This window comes from Roseomonas sp. E05 (assembly GCF_030063475.1).
Classification (GTDB): domain Bacteria; phylum Pseudomonadota; class Alphaproteobacteria; order Acetobacterales; family Acetobacteraceae; genus Pseudoroseomonas.
Window position 1 is genome coordinate 196,092 of sequence record NZ_JASIRT010000002.1, and the last position, 13,489, is coordinate 209,580.

Below are 13,489 nucleotides of genomic sequence, written 5' to 3' on the forward strand. Positions count from 1 at the left end.
GTCAGGGGCCCGTCGCCATGATGCCCATGGCGGGGCCAAGATAGGCGTTCCACGCGTCGGCGCAGTCCTGGCCACAGCGGTCAATCCAGCGCGGCAGCACGGTGTCGGTCAGCAGCTTGCGGCGGCGGGCGATGTCCTCGGGCGTCACCGGCACCACCGTCATGTGGCCGGGGACGCCATTGACGCAGGAGGGGCGGCCGGCATTGCAGTCCAGCCCCTCGCCGGTCTCGCGGGCGGCGCCGTCCCAGATGGCGGTCTCCAGCGTGGCAAGGCCATCGCGGATCGTCTTCCGGATGTCGGCCGGCAGAGCCTTCCAGGCGGCGATGTTGGCACCGAAGACGGAGACGCCCCAGGTCACCGCCATGGCATGCACATGCGTGGTGACCTGCGGCAACCCGATATTGTTGCCGGGCAGGGTGCCGGTGACGGCGCACTCCACCACCCCCGCCTTCATGGCGGGCACGATCTCGGCGAAGGGGATCACCACCGAGGTGGCGCCGAGCGCCTCGAACATCTCGGCCTGCCCTACGGAGGAGGTGCGGATGCGGCGGCCGGCGAGATCGCCGAGGCTGCTGAAGGGGCGGGTGCACCACGTGACCTGGGCGGGATAGGTGTAGACGGCAAGCAGCTCCACGTCATAGCGCTCGCGCAGGAGCTCGCGCAGGTGCGGCCGGTAGAGCCGCACGGTCTCGCGCAGGGTGGCGATGTCGGGGTTCAGCGCCGGCAGGTCCACCGCGTTGAACTCCGGCTCCTCGCTCGACACCACGGCAATCAGGGCGGTGCCGAAGGGCACCACGCCGAGGCGCATGAGCGGCAGCATCTCCTCGGCCCGGAAGCCGGCGCGGTCGAAGGGCTGGATCTCGGCATGCACCCGGCCATGGGTCAGCTCGGCGATTCTGTTGCGCCAGAACGGCTGCTCGTAGCGCTGGAACTGCGACACGTCGGCCAGACCGCCGACGACTTTCAGTTCGATGCCGTTCTGATTCGGGTCCTGCGCCCGCGCGCGGCCGCCCGTCGCCACCAGTGCGGCGGCAAGCAGAACGCCGCTTCCGGCATGCCCCAGCGCCCGCACAAGCCGCATGGCGCGCCCCAGCCATCCTCCCTGCATCAGTCCTCCCCCATGATGCCTCCGCGTCCTGGGCCGCCGAGGCGGTCGCCTCAAGGCATGCGCGTGCGAATCCACTCCTCGGCGTCGGCGGAGAGTCCGTCCCAACTGGCGGCGGTGAGCGTCGTGACGAGGAGTGCCCCCTCGCGCCCAGCGCGGCGGAGTGCCCCGCGCAGGTGCTCAAGCAGATAGCGCGGCGAAACCGGGCTCTCCACAACCAGCGAGCCCGAAAGGACCAGATGGGATTCGGCAAGTTGCCATACGGCGTCCTCGAGTGCCGCTGCACCATCGGGCGCCTGATCGTGGGCGACCAGCAAAAGGGGCATGTCACGACCTCGTGGAGGGGGTTGCGTAATGAGGGTGCCGGGCAACATCCTTGCGCCACGCACGGCCCGGAGGCAAGCTCGGCCCATGCCGTTTCCTGTCCCGACCGCCATTGTCAGCCATCGTGGCGGCGCCTTCCTATGGCCCGAAAACAGCCTCGACGCCTTCCGCAACAGCCTGGCGCTCCCTGTCGAGCAGTGCGAGTGCGACGTTCATCTGAGTGCGGATGGCGTGCCCGTGGTGATCCATGACGCGATGCTGGAGCGGACGACGGAGGGGAAGGGCCCGGTCGCCGCACAGGGCGCCGCCGCGCTCTCCCGCCTGCGGCTCCGCGGGGCGGGTGCCAGCCGGGTGCCGCTGCTCGCCGAAGTCGCGGCCCTGTTCCGTGGCCGGGACCAGCAGCTGCAGGTGGAGGTCAAGACGGCCCCGGGCGCCGCGCCGGACCCCGCGCTGGTGCCGCGCACCCTGGCCGTGCTGGACGCCGCCGGCATCCGCGGCCAGAGCCGCATCATCGCCTTCGACGCGCCGCTGGTGGCCGAGGCCGCGGCCGCCGGCGGGCTGGCCGGCACGATCTGGCTGTTCGAGGCCGCGCTGCTGCGCCGAATCGGCGTGGCGGGGGTGATCGGCGTGGCGCGGGCGCATGGCTTCACCATGGTGGAGACCGAGATCGGCGCTCTGGACGCCGCGCTGGTGGAGACGTTGCGCGCTGCGGGCCTGGGCATTGGCGCCTGGGGCGCCAACCATGCCGGAACCATCGGCAAGGCGCTGGCACTCGGCGTGGATGCGATGGCCACCGACGACCCGGTGCTGGCCTTGCGCCTGCGGGACGGCGGCTGAGCCTCGCACGCCGTCAGGGCGCATCGAGAATGCCGGCGCAGGCGGCGGGCAGCGGTGGCGGGGGCGCGGCGGGCGCCATGGCGCGGGGCGGATGCCGGGCCTCGGCAGTGAACCACCAGTCCAGGCTGGCATCGCAGCCGTTGCCGGGCGGCACAGGCGCCTGATCGCGGCAGTCCGGCTGCCCGGCCGGGCAGCGGAGCCGCACATGCATGTGCGAATCATGCCCGCGCCACGGCCGCACCCGGCGCAGCCACGCGGCCTCCGGCTGCGCCGCGCAGAGTGCCTGCTTGATGGCCGGATTGACGAAGATTCGGTCCACCGCCGGGTGCTCCGATGCCAGGCGGATCAGCGCGGTGTGGGCGGAGGTGAAGCGCGCCGGGTCCACCGTCATGCCATCCGGCCGCACCAGCGAGGCGACCTCGACATGCTCACGCGCGGCGGCGGACAGGAGCGGCTTGGGGGAGAGATCGAACCAGATATCCGCATCCAGCCCGATCTGGTGGCTGGCATGGCCCCAGGGCAGCGGCCCGCCGCGCGGCTGGCCAAGGTCGCCAATCCAGAGGGTGGGCAGCCCCGCCATCCGTGCCCGGCCGGCGAGGTCGCGCAGATAGGCGACGAGCGCCGGATGGCCCCAGAAGCGGTTCCGCGACAGGCGGACGACCTGCCAGCCCGGGCCTTCCGGCGGCAGCATGACGGCGCCCGCGATGCAGCCCAGGCCATGCGCGCCGAGGATGCGGGGTGCGCCCGCCGCCGGCGCCGTCGCCGCCGCCCAGGGACGGGTGTCAGCGGCGCGCACCGGTCCCGCCAGGGTGGCGAGGCCGAGCGCCAGAGCAACGGCGCGCCACGGCCAGGTCGCCATGCCGGCCAGGGCTCAGCCGGAGAAGCGGAAGGAACCGGGCGGCGGCGCCTCGGGGGCGGATTCGGCCGGCGCCGCAGGGACGGCGCCCTGCTGGGCCTGCTGCGCCTGCTTCACCTTGCTGTCGATCTGCTTCAGCAGCGTCATCAGGCTGTTGGTGAAGGCCGGCAGCTGGACCACGGGAATGACGAGCTGGCCGCAGGGCACCGGCTTCCCGTCACTGCCGCTCTGCGCCAGCGTGATCCGCGTGACGCCGTAGTGCACACTGGCTTCCAGCACGCCATCGGCGAACAGAGCGGGCGAATTCTGGCTCAAGGCAATTCTCCTGAAGTCTTACTGCTCGTGGAAGGCACGGTGGAAGCTGTCGATGACCGGCTGCATCATATAGCGGAAGAAGGAGCGGGAGCCGATCTGGATCTGCGCTTCCACCGGCATGCCGGCGCGCAATTCCACGTTCTCCAGGCGGCGCATCTGGTCCTCGTCCACCGCGACCTGCACGCGATAGTAGCTCGCGCGGGTCCGCTCGTCCTGGGTCACGTCGCTGGCGACGTAGGTCACATGGCCATGCAGGTAAGGCACGAGGCGCTGCTTGAAGGCCGGCAGGCGGATCTCGGATTCGAGGCCCGGATAGACCACGTCGATGTCGTTGGGGGAGAGCTGCACCTCGGCCACCAGGCGGTCCGCGGTGGGCACCAGCTCCATCACCGTCTCACCGGGACGCACCACCGCGCCCTCGTTGAAGAAGCGGCTGGCGATGATGGTGCCATCCTCGGGGGCGACGATCTCGCGCCGGGTCTGCGTGTCGCGTGCGGCGCGCAGCTTCTCCTCCGCCTCGTTCAGCTTGGCGCGCACGTCGCGCGCCTCGGTGTTGATCTCGGCCATCCGCTGGTCGCGGGTCTGGCGCATCTGGTTGCGCGCTTCCGCGACCGAGGCGCGGGCACGCTCCACCTGACCCTGGAGGTCCACCATGTTGCCTTCGAGGGAGGCCATGTTGCGCTGCAGGCCGAGCAGCCGGGGCATCCGCTCCAGGCCCTGCTTCACCAGGGTCTCGACGTCCTGCGCCTCGCGGTTGATCAGCGCGAGCTGGCGGCGCTGACTGGCGATCTGCCCCTCGGCCGAGCTGGTGGTGGCCGCGTGCTGGGCGATGCGCGCCTCCAGCACCTGAAGCTGGCTGTTCAGGCTCATCTGCCGGGCGGCAAAGAGGGTGCGCTGGCCGGTCATCGCCTCCAGCGCGCGCGGGTCGTTGCTGTCGCGCAGCGCGGGGGGGAAGCTGATCTCGGGGGCGCCGGCGGCCTCGGCGGCCAGCCGGGCATCCTGCGCCAGCAGCGCCCAGCGCTGCACCCGCAGCGTCTCCAGCCCGACATCGGATTGCAGGTCGTCCAGGCGCATCAGCACCTGGCCGGCCTTCACCTTGTCGCCGTCGCGGGCCAGGATCTCGCGGACGATGCCGCCCTCCAGGTGCTGGATGATGCGGCGGTTGCCCTCGCTGCGGATCTGCCCGGGAGCGATCGCCGCCTCGGCCAGCGGCGCCATGAAGGACCAGGCCGAGAAGCCGCCCACGAAGACCGCGGTGGCCAGCAGGCCGAACAGCATGATGCCGCGGGTGCGCGGGCGGGGGCTGTCGAGCAGCGGCTCGGGCGCGGAAAGCGGCGGCAGGGTGGGCCCGCGCGGGCGGTCGACGGCGCCGCCCGTGCCGGACGGGGGCAGGGTGGTCACGCTCATGCGGCGTCTCCGGACTGGGGCGTGTTGAGCCGGGCAGGGGGAGGTGCGGAGGCGACCTGGGCCGGGCGCTGCGCGTTCATCAGCCGCTTCAGCACCTCGGCGCGCGGGCCGAACAGCTCGACCGCGCCATCCTTCAGCAGCAGCACCTTGTCCACGCCCTGCACCAGGGCCGGGCGGTGCGAGACCAGCACGACGGTGCAGCCGCGCGCCTTCAGCCCGTCCAGCGCACGCTGCAGCGCCGCCTCCGAGTCGCCATCCAGGTTGGAGTTCGGCTCGTCCAGCACCACCAGCTTGGGCTCGCCGAACAGGGCGCGGGCGAGGCCGATCATCTGCCGCTGGCCGCCGGAGAGGTGCTGGCCGCCCTCGCCGATCTCGGTGTCGTAGCCGGCGGGCAGGCGCAGGATCATCTCATGGCAGCCGGCCAGCTTGGCGGCGGCGAAGACCTGCTCCGGCTCGGCATCCCCCATTCGGGCGATGTTGCTGAACACCGTGCCGTCGAACAGCTCCACATCCTGCGGCAGGTAGCCCAGGTGGCGGCCGAAGTCCTCACGCTGCCAGGTATAGACGTCGGCGCCGTCCAGCCGGACCGTGCCGGAGGAGGGGGGCAGCGTGCCGATCAGCAGGCGGATCAGCGTGGTCTTGCCGGCGGCCGAGGGGCCGATCACGGCCAGGCTTTCGCCGGCATCGAGGCCGAAGCCGACACCCTTGATGATGGGCACGGCCTGGCCGGGCAGGGCATAGGAGACGCGCTCGGCGGTCAGGCGGCCGGTCGGCTCGGGCAGCGGCAGGCCGGGCGGGCGCAGGCGCGGCATGGTCAGGAAGGCGGTCAGGCGCTTCAGCGCCTGGCGGCACTGCACCAGGCCCTTCCAGCCGCCGATCAGCTGCTCAACCGGGGCGAGGGCGCGGCCCATGATGATCGAGCCGGCGATCGAGGCGCCGGAGGTCAGCTCCTGCTGCAGCACGAGATAGGCGCCGGCGCCGAGGATGGCGAGCTGGACGGTGAGGCGCAGGAACTTGGTGACGGAGAGCAGAATGGCGGCGCGGCCGGCCGCCTTCTCCTGCGGCTGCACGGCCTCCGCGGCGGCCTGCCGCCAGCGGCGCATCACCGCCGGGGCCATGCCCATGCTGTCGATCACCTCGGCATTGCGGCCGATGGCATCGGCGCGGCGCTGGCCGAGCATGGTGGCGGTGTTGGCGCGCTTCAGCAGGTCGGAGGTGGTCAGCTCGTTCAGCAGGGTGAGGGCGAACAGCAGGATGGCACCGCCCAGGGCGATGAAACCCATCACCGGGTGCAGCAGGAAGATGGCGGCGAGATAGATCGGCACCCAGGGTACGTCATAGACGGCCAGCGCGCCCGGCGAGCTGAGCCAGGAGCGGCAGAAGCCCAGGTCGCGCAGCGCCTCCATGCGATAGGGGCGGCCGCGCAGCTGCGCCTCCAGCGCCCGTTCGAAGCCCTCGGGCGCCACGCGCGCCTCGATCCAGGTGGCGGCGCGCTGCATGATGCTGCCGCGCACCGCCTCCAGCACCGCCAGCAGCAGCAGCGCCGAGACGGCGATGATGGTGAGGAAGACCAGCGTGTTGACGTTGCGGGTGGCGAGCACCCGGTCGAACACCTGCATCATGTAGACGGAGACGGTGAGCTGCAGCAGATTGACGATGCCGCTGAACAGCCCGACGGCGACAAACTCCCGGCGACAGGCGCCGATCGCCTTGGCCAGGGGCGTGGCCGGGGCGCGGTCGGCGCCAGGGGCTCGGGGGGCGAAGAGCATGGTTATGTCAGCCCGGCAGTTGCGGATGCAGGTAAGGCAGCAGCCCGAGGCGCAGCGCACCCCAGCCGATCAGCGCCGCCAGCAGCAGTGAGACCAGCCCGGCGAGCACCAGCTTGCCGAAACCGGGCGGCTGGCGCAGCCCTGCAAGTGCCTCGCGCGCGCCTTCGCGCCGGAGGATCTCGGCCTGGTTGTGAAGATGGCGGAAGGCCCATTCCTCCAGCGCCCGCTCGGCCTCGGCGCGGCGGGCGGGTGCCTCCTCCGGCCGCGGCGTGCCGTCGGCGGCCGCGAGGCCATAGGCCAGCAGGACAGGCAACCGCTCCTCCGGGCTGGCCGGGCGGAAGCCCTCGGGCAGAGTATCGGCGGGAAGAGGCGTCGGCGCGGCATCGCTGGCTGCCCTTGCCTCGTCCTCTTGCTGGAGAGGTTGCAGTGTCGGCATATCCGGCAGGTTACTCCATTGCTCAGGCTGAACTCATGACTGCGGCGGGCGGCAAGATAATGCCGATGCCCGGTCAAATAATAGTGTAATTTACAGTCTCTTCACGCGACACATTGGCGTCAAAATAATCAGCCACAAATTTTTTCGATTTTCTCTGTGGATGGACGAAACACGAAGCTGCGACTTAGCAGGAAGTTGCCCGTCATGCCCGTGAGCGAGCCTGCGGCAACGCCCAGCACCGGATGCGCCGCGGCGAGCGGCACGGTGGCCACGAGCGCGGCATAGGTGCCGTAATTGACGGCGAAGCCCAGCAGGTTGACTGCCAGGAACAGCAGCCATTGCCGGCCGGCAGCATCCCGCGGCGCGGTCCGGAAGGTCCAGGCGCGGTTCAGCGCCCAGTTCCCGCTCGCGGCCACCACATAGGACAGTGCCCGCCCGACATAGAGGCCGGCGCCGAGGGCGAGCGCAGCATAGAGGGTGAGCGTATCCACCACGAAGCCGACACAGCCGACCACGCCGAAACGTAGCATCTGCCCGAGCAGTGCGGCCCGCATGGGGCTGAGCGGGAGGGCGGGAAGGCGGGGGAGAGGCATGCGGCGGTGGATACTGCCCCCCTCCGGGGGCCGCCAAGCACGGAGGAGTGAGATGCCCTCTTGCGCGCGCGAAGGCGCTCGGCTTCCCTCACCTGCACAGGAAGGCCTCCGAGGAGAGCGAACACCAATGGACCGACGCGACTTGTTTCGTGGCGCCGCCGGCATTGCGGCGGCGGGCGCGCTGCCGCGCTTCGCGATCGCGCAGGGCAGCGCCGCGCGGGTGCTGAAATTCATTCCGCAATCCGACCTTGCGGTGGCCGATCCCATCGTGACCACGGCCTATGTGACGCGCAACCACAGCTATCTGGTCTGGGACACGCTCTACGGCTTCGACGAGGACTACAAGCCGCAGCCGCAGATGGTGCAGGGCCATGTGGTCGAGGACGGCGGCCGTCGCGTCACCATGACGCTGCGCGACGGGCTGAAGTTCCACGATGGCGAGCCGGTGCGGGCGCGCGACTGCGTCGCCTCGATCCGCCGATGGGCGGCGCGCGACGCGCTCGGGCAGGTGATGATGACGGTGCTGGACGAGCTGTCCGCGCCGGACGACAAGACCATCGCCTTCCGCTTCAAGCGGCCCTTCCCGCTGCTGTTCGACGCGCTGGGCAAGCCGGCCACGCCGGTCTGCTTCATGATGCCGGAGCGGCTGGCCAAGACCGACCCGGCCGTGGCGGTGAAGGAGATCATCGGCAGCGGTCCCTTCCGCTGGAACGCCAAGGAGCGCGTGCCGGGTGCCCGCGTGGTCTACGACCGCTTCGAGGACTACGTGCCGCGCGCCGATGGCAAGGTGAGCTGGACCGCCGGGCCGAAGCGGGTGCATTTCGACCGCATCGAATGGAACGTCATGCCGGATGCGGCGACGGCGGCGAACGCGCTGCAGAGCGGCGAGGCCGACTGGTGGGAGCAGCCGCCGGGCGACCTGCAGATCATGCTGCGCCGCAACCGCGACCTGAGCCTGGAGATCCAGGACCCGACGGGGCTGATGGGGATGGCGCGGTTCAACCATCTGCACCCCCCCTTCAACAACCCGGCCATCCGCCGGGCGCTGCTCGGCGCGGTGAACCAGGCCGACTACATGACGGCGGTGATCGGCACCGACAAAAGTCTCTGGCGTGACGGCGTCGGCATCTTCACGCCCGACACGCCGCTGGCCAATGACGCCGGCATGGAGGTGCTGACCGGGCCGCGCGACTACGAGAAGGTCAAGCGCGACCTCGCCGCCGCCGGTTACAATGGCGAGAAGGTGGTGCTCATCGCCGCCTCCGACTTTCCCTCGCTGAATGCGCTGGCGCAGGTCGGCAACGACATGCTGCAGAAGGCAGGGATGAACGTCGAGTACATCTCGACCGACTGGGGCACCGTGGTGCAGCGGCGCGCCAGCAAGGAGCCCGTCGAGAAGGGCGGGTGGAGCGTGTTCTTCACCTTCTGGGCCGGCATCGACATGATGAATCCCGGCGTGCAGCAGGCGCTGCGCGGCAACGGGCAGGCCGCCTGGTTCGGCTGGCCGACGGCGCCGAAGCTGGAAGAGCTGCGCAATGCCTGGTTCGAGGCGCCGGACCTGGCGGCGCAGAAGGAGATCGCGCGCAAGATCCAGCTCCAGGCCTTCGAGGACGTGCCGTATCTGCCGGCGGGTCAGTATTTCCAGGCCTGGGCCTATCGCCGCAACCTGAGCGGTGTGCTGAAGGGCCTGCCAATGTTCTGGAACGTGCAACGCAGCTGAGCGTCCTGCTGCGGAGCTGTGCAGGAAAGGGGGGGGCGGCCGGGCACAAGCCTGCGCCGCCCTTGTGCATTGCACGCCTTCCTCGGCTCAAAAAGCGCGGATGGCGGCGCGAGGCCTGAAAAGAGCTTCTCCCGTAATGGTTGCTGCGTGGCGATCGACGCAAGCAAAAAAGGTGTGGAGGTGCGGCGGGCCTTCCAGAATTCCCCCGCGCTTCCCTTGTATCATGCGGTCACCACCCCACCGATGCGGCCCGGGCTGCGCCAGAGATGTTTTGGAAGCGGCCATTCGGCGCTTTTCCTCCGCGGCCCACCCTCCAGGCCGGGCTCTGGAAGGAAGACAGGAAAGACCCTCCGGCTGCAGACCGTCTTTCTCGGGCGGGTGCGGCCGGCGCCCTTTCGCCGCTTATCCGGGCAAATGATTGATCCCGGGGCTGCACGCCGCCTTGAACATGGCGCCAATCCGCCCGATGCTGCCTTCCGCAACAGGCAAGAGAGCCGCCACCGAGCCCGGAACATACCGGGCCGGCTGCATTTGCTTTGGCACTGGCACGCAATGTGCTGGAGCGTCGGCAGGGTCCGCGGAAACAGGGCTGCGGACAGAACCATGAGCGGCGAGGGCAACAGCCACGCCGGGAGACGAGGGATGACGATGATGCAACGCCGATCCTTCCTGAAGTTTGCGGCAGGGGCGGGCGGTCTGGCGGCCGGGGGCGGCCTGGCCGCGCCGGCGCTGGCGCAGGGTGCCGCCGCCCGCACGCTGCGCTTCGTGCCGCAGGCCAACCTGGCCAATTTCGACCCGATCTGGGGCACCCAGTACGTCGTCCGCAACGCGGCGATGATGGTCTGGGACACGCTCTACGGCGTGAACTCCAAGCTGGAGCCGAAGCGCCAGATGGTGGAGTCGGAGGAGGTCTCGGACGATGGCCTGGTCTGGACCTTCAAGCTGCGCCCGGGGCTGAAGTTCCATGACGGCGCGCCGGTGCTGGCCAAGGACGCGGTGGCCAGCCTGAACCGCTGGGCCGTGCGCGACCCGATGGGCCAGATGATCCGCGGCATCCAGAACGAGCTGGTGGCGCTGGATGACAGCACCTTCCGCTGGTCGCTGAAGCAGCCCTACCCGAAGATGCTCTTCGCGCTGGGCAAGACCAACTCGCCCTGCAGCTTCGTCATGCCGGAGCGGATCGCCAAGACCGACCCCTTCCAGCAGATCAACGAGTTCGTCGGCTCCGGCCCTTTCCGCTTCGTGCGCGAGGAGTGGGTGCCGGGCGCCAAGGCCGTCTTTGCCAAGTTCGAGGGCTATGTGCCGCGCGAGGAGCCGCCGGACTGGATGGCCGGTGGCAAGAAGGTGCTGGTGGACCGCGTCGAGTGGGTGGTGATGCCCGACCCGGCCACCGCCGTCGGCGCGCTGCAGAGCGGCGAGGTGGACTGGTGGGAGAACCCGATCGCCGACCTCGTCCCGCTGCTGAAGTCCAACCGCAGCGTGCAGGTGGACATCGCCGATCCGCTTGGCAATGTCGGCTCCTTCCGCATGAACCACCTGCACGCGCCGTTCAACAACGTGAAGGCGCGGCGCGCCATCATGATGGCGCTGAGCCAGGAGGATTACATGCGCGCGCTGGTCGGCGACAATCCCGACCTGTGGAAGGCGATGCCGTCCTTCTTCACGCCCGGCACCTCGCTTTACACCGAGGCCGGCGGCGACATCCTGAAGGGCGAGCGCGACTACGACGGTGCGAAGAAGCTGCTGAAGGAGGCCGGCTATGACGGCCAGCCCATCACCATCCTGGTGGCGCAGGATCAGCCGATCACCAAGGCCTTCGGCGACGTCAGCGCCGACCTGCTGAAGCGGATCGGCATGAACCTCGACTTCGTGGCAACCGACTGGGGCACCGTCGGCGCCCGCCGCGCCATGAAGACGCCGCCGGGCCAGGGTGGCTGGCACATCTTCCACACCTGGCACGCCGGCGCCGACTGCATCAACCCGGCAAGCTATACCGCGATGCGCGCCAATGGCGACCAGGCCTGGTTCGGCTGGCCGAAGGTCGATGCCGTCGAGGCGGCCCGCGACAAGTGGTTCGCCGCGGCCGACCTGGAGGCCGAGAAGGCGGCCGTGGCGGAAATGAACAAAGCCGCGATGGATTCCGCCATGTGGGTGCCCACCGGCTTCTTCCTGTCCTATCAGGCATGGCGGAAGAACGTGAGCGGCGTCGTGAAGGCGCCCATCCCGTTCTTCTGGAACGTTTCAAAGAGCTGATCGGAAGTCATGTTCGCCTATATCGTCCGTCGTGTCCTGGCGACCATCCCCGTGATGGCGATCGTCGCCCTGTTCGTCTTCAGCCTGCTCTATATCGCCCCCGGCGATCCGGCGGCGGTCATCGCGGGTGACCAGGCCACGCCGGCCGATGTGGAGCGCATCCGCGCCAGCCTTGGCCTTGACCGCCCCTACCTGGTGCGGTTCGGCGAATGGGTCTGGCGCATCCTCCAGGGAGATCTTGGCACCTCCATCTTCACCAACCTGCCGGTGACGCGCATGATCGCGCAGCGCGTCGAGCCGACGCTCTCGCTGATGGTGGTCACCTTGGGGCTGGCGATCGTCATCGCTGTGCCGCTCGGCGTGATCGCCGCGTGGAAGAGCGGTTCCTGGATTGACCGCCTGGTGATGGTCTTCTCGGTGCTGAACTTCTCCGTGCCGGTCTTCGTGGTGGGCTATCTGCTGGCCTATTACTTCGCGCTGCAGCTCGACTGGTTCCCGGTGCAGGGTTACACGCCGATTTCCGAGGGCGTCGGCCCCTGGCTCCAGAACCTCGTGCTGCCGGCGGTGGCGCTGGGCGGCGGGTATACCGCGCTGATCGCCCGCATCACCCGCGCCACGATGCTGGAAGTGCTGCAGCAGGACTATATCCGCACCGCGCGCGCCAAGGGTGCGGGGCAGACCACCATCCTGTTCCTGCACGCGCTGAAGAACGCCGCGGTGCCCATCGTCACGGTCATCGGCATCGGCATCGCGCTGCTGATCGGCGGTGCGGTGGTGACGGAAAGCGTCTTCGCCATCCCGGGGCTTGGGCGCCTGACGGTCGACGCGATCCTGCGGCGTGACTACCCCGTCATCCAGGGCGTCATTCTGCTGTTCAGCTTCTCCTATGTGCTGGTCAACCTTCTGATCGACCTGAGCTACACCCTGTTCGACCCGAGGATCCGGTATTGAGCACCACCATCCTGCCCCCGGGCGCCGTTTCCCCGACGAGCGTCGCGAAAGCGGCGCCGATGCCGGACATCATGGCGGCGCGGAAGTCCCCCAAGGGCTTCATCGGCTACCTGCGGCGCTACCCGACCATCGCCATCGGCGGCTTCCTGCTGCTGGTGATGGTGTTCATCGCGGTCTTCGCGCCCTTCCTCTGGACCAAGGACCCGACGGCGCTGGCGCCGGTGATGCGCACGCGCAATCCCTCGGCCGCGGCCTGGTTCGGCACCGACATGCTGGGGCGCGACGTCTATTCCCGCGTGCTCTACGGCGCGCGCGTCTCGCTGGTTGTCGGCTTCGGCGTCGCCTTCTTCTCCTCCGTCATCGGCCTCGCCATCGGCTTGGTCTCGGGCTTCGTGCGCTGGGCCGACAGCATCATCATGCGCATCATGGACGGGCTGATGTCGATCCCGTCCATCCTGCTCGCCATCGCGCTGATGGCGCTGACGCGCGGCTCGGTCGGCAACGTCATCCTGGCCATCACCGTGGCGGAGATCCCGCGCGTCTCGCGGCTGGTGCGCGGTGTCGTGCTGTCACTGCGCGAGCAGCCCTACGTGGACGCGGCGGTGGCCGCCGGCACCCGCACGCCGGTCATCATCTGGCGCCACATCCTGCCCAACACGCTGGCGCCCATGACCGTGCAGGCCACCTATATCTGCGCTGCCGCGATGATCGCCGAGGCCATCCTCTCCTTCATCGGCGCCGGCACCCCGCCGATCATCCCCTCCTGGGGGAACATCATGGCCGAGGGCCGCGCATTGTGGCAGGTGAAGCCCTATATCGTGTTCTTTCCCGCCATCTTTCTCTCCATCACCGTGCTGGCGGTGAACCTGCTGGGCGACGGCCTGCGGGATTCGCTCGACCCGCGCCTGGCGAAGCGGGTGTAA

13 protein-coding genes are annotated in these 13,489 nt (G+C 69.5%); 5 read left to right on the forward strand and 8 right to left on the reverse strand.

The genetic code is table 11. The annotated features are described in order from the left end of the window. Nucleotide 1 precedes the first annotated feature (1 nt). A complete protein-coding gene (locus QMO56_RS03355) occupies nt 2-1,081 on the reverse strand; it encodes a TRAP transporter substrate-binding protein (RefSeq protein ID WP_283523621.1) in 1,080 nt (359 codons plus the stop codon). Nucleotides 1,082-1,158: 77 nt separating this feature from the next. Further along, nucleotides 1,159-1,431 carry a hypothetical protein gene (locus tag QMO56_RS03360; RefSeq protein ID WP_283523622.1) on the reverse strand — a complete coding sequence of 91 codons (273 nt, stop codon included), beginning with the start codon at nt 1,429-1,431 and terminating at the stop codon, nt 1,159-1,161. An 85-nt stretch (nt 1,432-1,516) separates the two neighbouring features. On the opposite strand from QMO56_RS03360, the gene QMO56_RS03365 reads away from it, so the two are divergent. After that, entirely contained in the window at nt 1,517-2,266 is a 750-nt protein-coding gene (locus QMO56_RS03365) for a glycerophosphodiester phosphodiesterase family protein (RefSeq protein ID WP_283523623.1), read from the forward strand. A 13-nt stretch (nt 2,267-2,279) separates the two neighbouring features. Here QMO56_RS03365 and mepA read toward each other — a convergent pair whose 3' ends face one another. The 6 genes from mepA to QMO56_RS03395 all read right to left on the reverse strand — a co-directional run bounded on the left by mepA (nt 2,280) and on the right by QMO56_RS03395 (nt 7,603). Further along, nucleotides 2,280-3,125, reverse strand: a complete 846-nt coding sequence (gene mepA, locus QMO56_RS03370) for a penicillin-insensitive murein endopeptidase (protein WP_283523624.1) — start codon at nt 3,123-3,125, stop codon at nt 2,280-2,282. 12 nt (nt 3,126-3,137) lie between these two features. Then, nucleotides 3,138-3,437, reverse strand: coding sequence for a hypothetical protein (locus QMO56_RS03375; RefSeq protein WP_283523625.1), 300 nt, complete (start codon nt 3,435-3,437; stop codon nt 3,138-3,140). Between the two features lie 18 nt (nt 3,438-3,455). Then, entirely contained in the window at nt 3,456-4,844 is a 1,389-nt protein-coding gene (locus tag QMO56_RS03380; RefSeq protein WP_283523626.1) for an HlyD family type I secretion periplasmic adaptor subunit, read from the reverse strand. Continuing rightward, nucleotides 4,841-6,613, reverse strand: a complete 1,773-nt coding sequence (locus QMO56_RS03385; protein ID WP_283523627.1) for a type I secretion system permease/ATPase — start codon at nt 6,611-6,613, stop codon at nt 4,841-4,843. The genes QMO56_RS03380 and QMO56_RS03385 overlap by 4 nt, the downstream gene beginning before the upstream one ends. Nucleotides 6,614-6,620: 7 nt before the next feature. Then, complete coding sequence (locus tag QMO56_RS03390) at nt 6,621-7,049, reverse strand: hypothetical protein (protein ID WP_283523628.1); 429 nt, start codon at nt 7,047-7,049, stop codon at nt 6,621-6,623. Nucleotides 7,050-7,177: 128 nt separating this feature from the next. After that, complete coding sequence (locus QMO56_RS03395; RefSeq protein WP_283523629.1) at nt 7,178-7,603, reverse strand: GtrA family protein; 426 nt, start codon at nt 7,601-7,603, stop codon at nt 7,178-7,180. Nucleotides 7,604-7,769: 166 nt separating this feature from the next. On the opposite strand from QMO56_RS03395, the gene QMO56_RS03400 reads away from it, so the two are divergent. The 4 genes from QMO56_RS03400 (at nt 7,770) to QMO56_RS03415 (ending at nt 13,489) form a co-directional block, all read left to right on the forward strand. Continuing rightward, nucleotides 7,770-9,362, forward strand: coding sequence for an ABC transporter substrate-binding protein (locus QMO56_RS03400; protein WP_283523630.1), 1,593 nt, complete (start codon nt 7,770-7,772; stop codon nt 9,360-9,362). A gap of 651 nt (nt 9,363-10,013) precedes the next feature. Next, a complete protein-coding gene (locus QMO56_RS03405; protein ID WP_283523790.1) occupies nt 10,014-11,615 on the forward strand; it encodes an ABC transporter substrate-binding protein in 1,602 nt (533 codons plus the stop codon). 9 nt (nt 11,616-11,624) lie between these two features. Continuing rightward, entirely contained in the window at nt 11,625-12,566 is a 942-nt protein-coding gene (locus QMO56_RS03410; protein WP_283523631.1) for an ABC transporter permease, read from the forward strand. A 59-nt stretch (nt 12,567-12,625) separates the two neighbouring features. Next, on the forward strand, nt 12,626-13,489 hold the full coding sequence (locus QMO56_RS03415; RefSeq protein WP_408906501.1) for an ABC transporter permease: 864 nt from the start codon (nt 12,626-12,628) through the stop codon (nt 13,487-13,489).

Coding starts and splice junctions, on each gene's coding strand:
- QMO56_RS03355 (WP_283523621.1), bottom strand. CDS start 1,081: ATGCGGCTTGTGCGGGCGCTGGGGCATGCCGGAAGCGGCGTTCTGCTT.
- QMO56_RS03360 (WP_283523622.1), bottom strand. CDS start 1,431: ATGCCCCTTTTGCTGGTCGCCCACGATCAGGCGCCCGATGGTGCAGCG.
- QMO56_RS03365 (WP_283523623.1), top strand. CDS start 1,517: ATGCCGTTTCCTGTCCCGACCGCCATTGTCAGCCATCGTGGCGGCGCC.
- mepA (WP_283523624.1), bottom strand. CDS start 3,125: ATGGCGACCTGGCCGTGGCGCGCCGTTGCTCTGGCGCTCGGCCTCGCC.
- QMO56_RS03380 (WP_283523626.1), bottom strand. CDS start 4,844: ATGAGCGTGACCACCCTGCCCCCGTCCGGCACGGGCGGCGCCGTCGAC.
- QMO56_RS03385 (WP_283523627.1), bottom strand. CDS start 6,613: ATGCTCTTCGCCCCCCGAGCCCCTGGCGCCGACCGCGCCCCGGCCACG.
- QMO56_RS03390 (WP_283523628.1), bottom strand. CDS start 7,049: ATGCCGACACTGCAACCTCTCCAGCAAGAGGACGAGGCAAGGGCAGCC.
- QMO56_RS03395 (WP_283523629.1), bottom strand. CDS start 7,603: ATGCGGGCCGCACTGCTCGGGCAGATGCTACGTTTCGGCGTGGTCGGC.
- QMO56_RS03400 (WP_283523630.1), top strand. CDS start 7,770: ATGGACCGACGCGACTTGTTTCGTGGCGCCGCCGGCATTGCGGCGGCG.
- QMO56_RS03405 (WP_283523790.1), top strand. CDS start 10,014: ATGCAACGCCGATCCTTCCTGAAGTTTGCGGCAGGGGCGGGCGGTCTG.
- QMO56_RS03410 (WP_283523631.1), top strand. CDS start 11,625: ATGTTCGCCTATATCGTCCGTCGTGTCCTGGCGACCATCCCCGTGATG.
- QMO56_RS03415 (WP_408906501.1), top strand. CDS start 12,626: ATGCCGGACATCATGGCGGCGCGGAAGTCCCCCAAGGGCTTCATCGGC.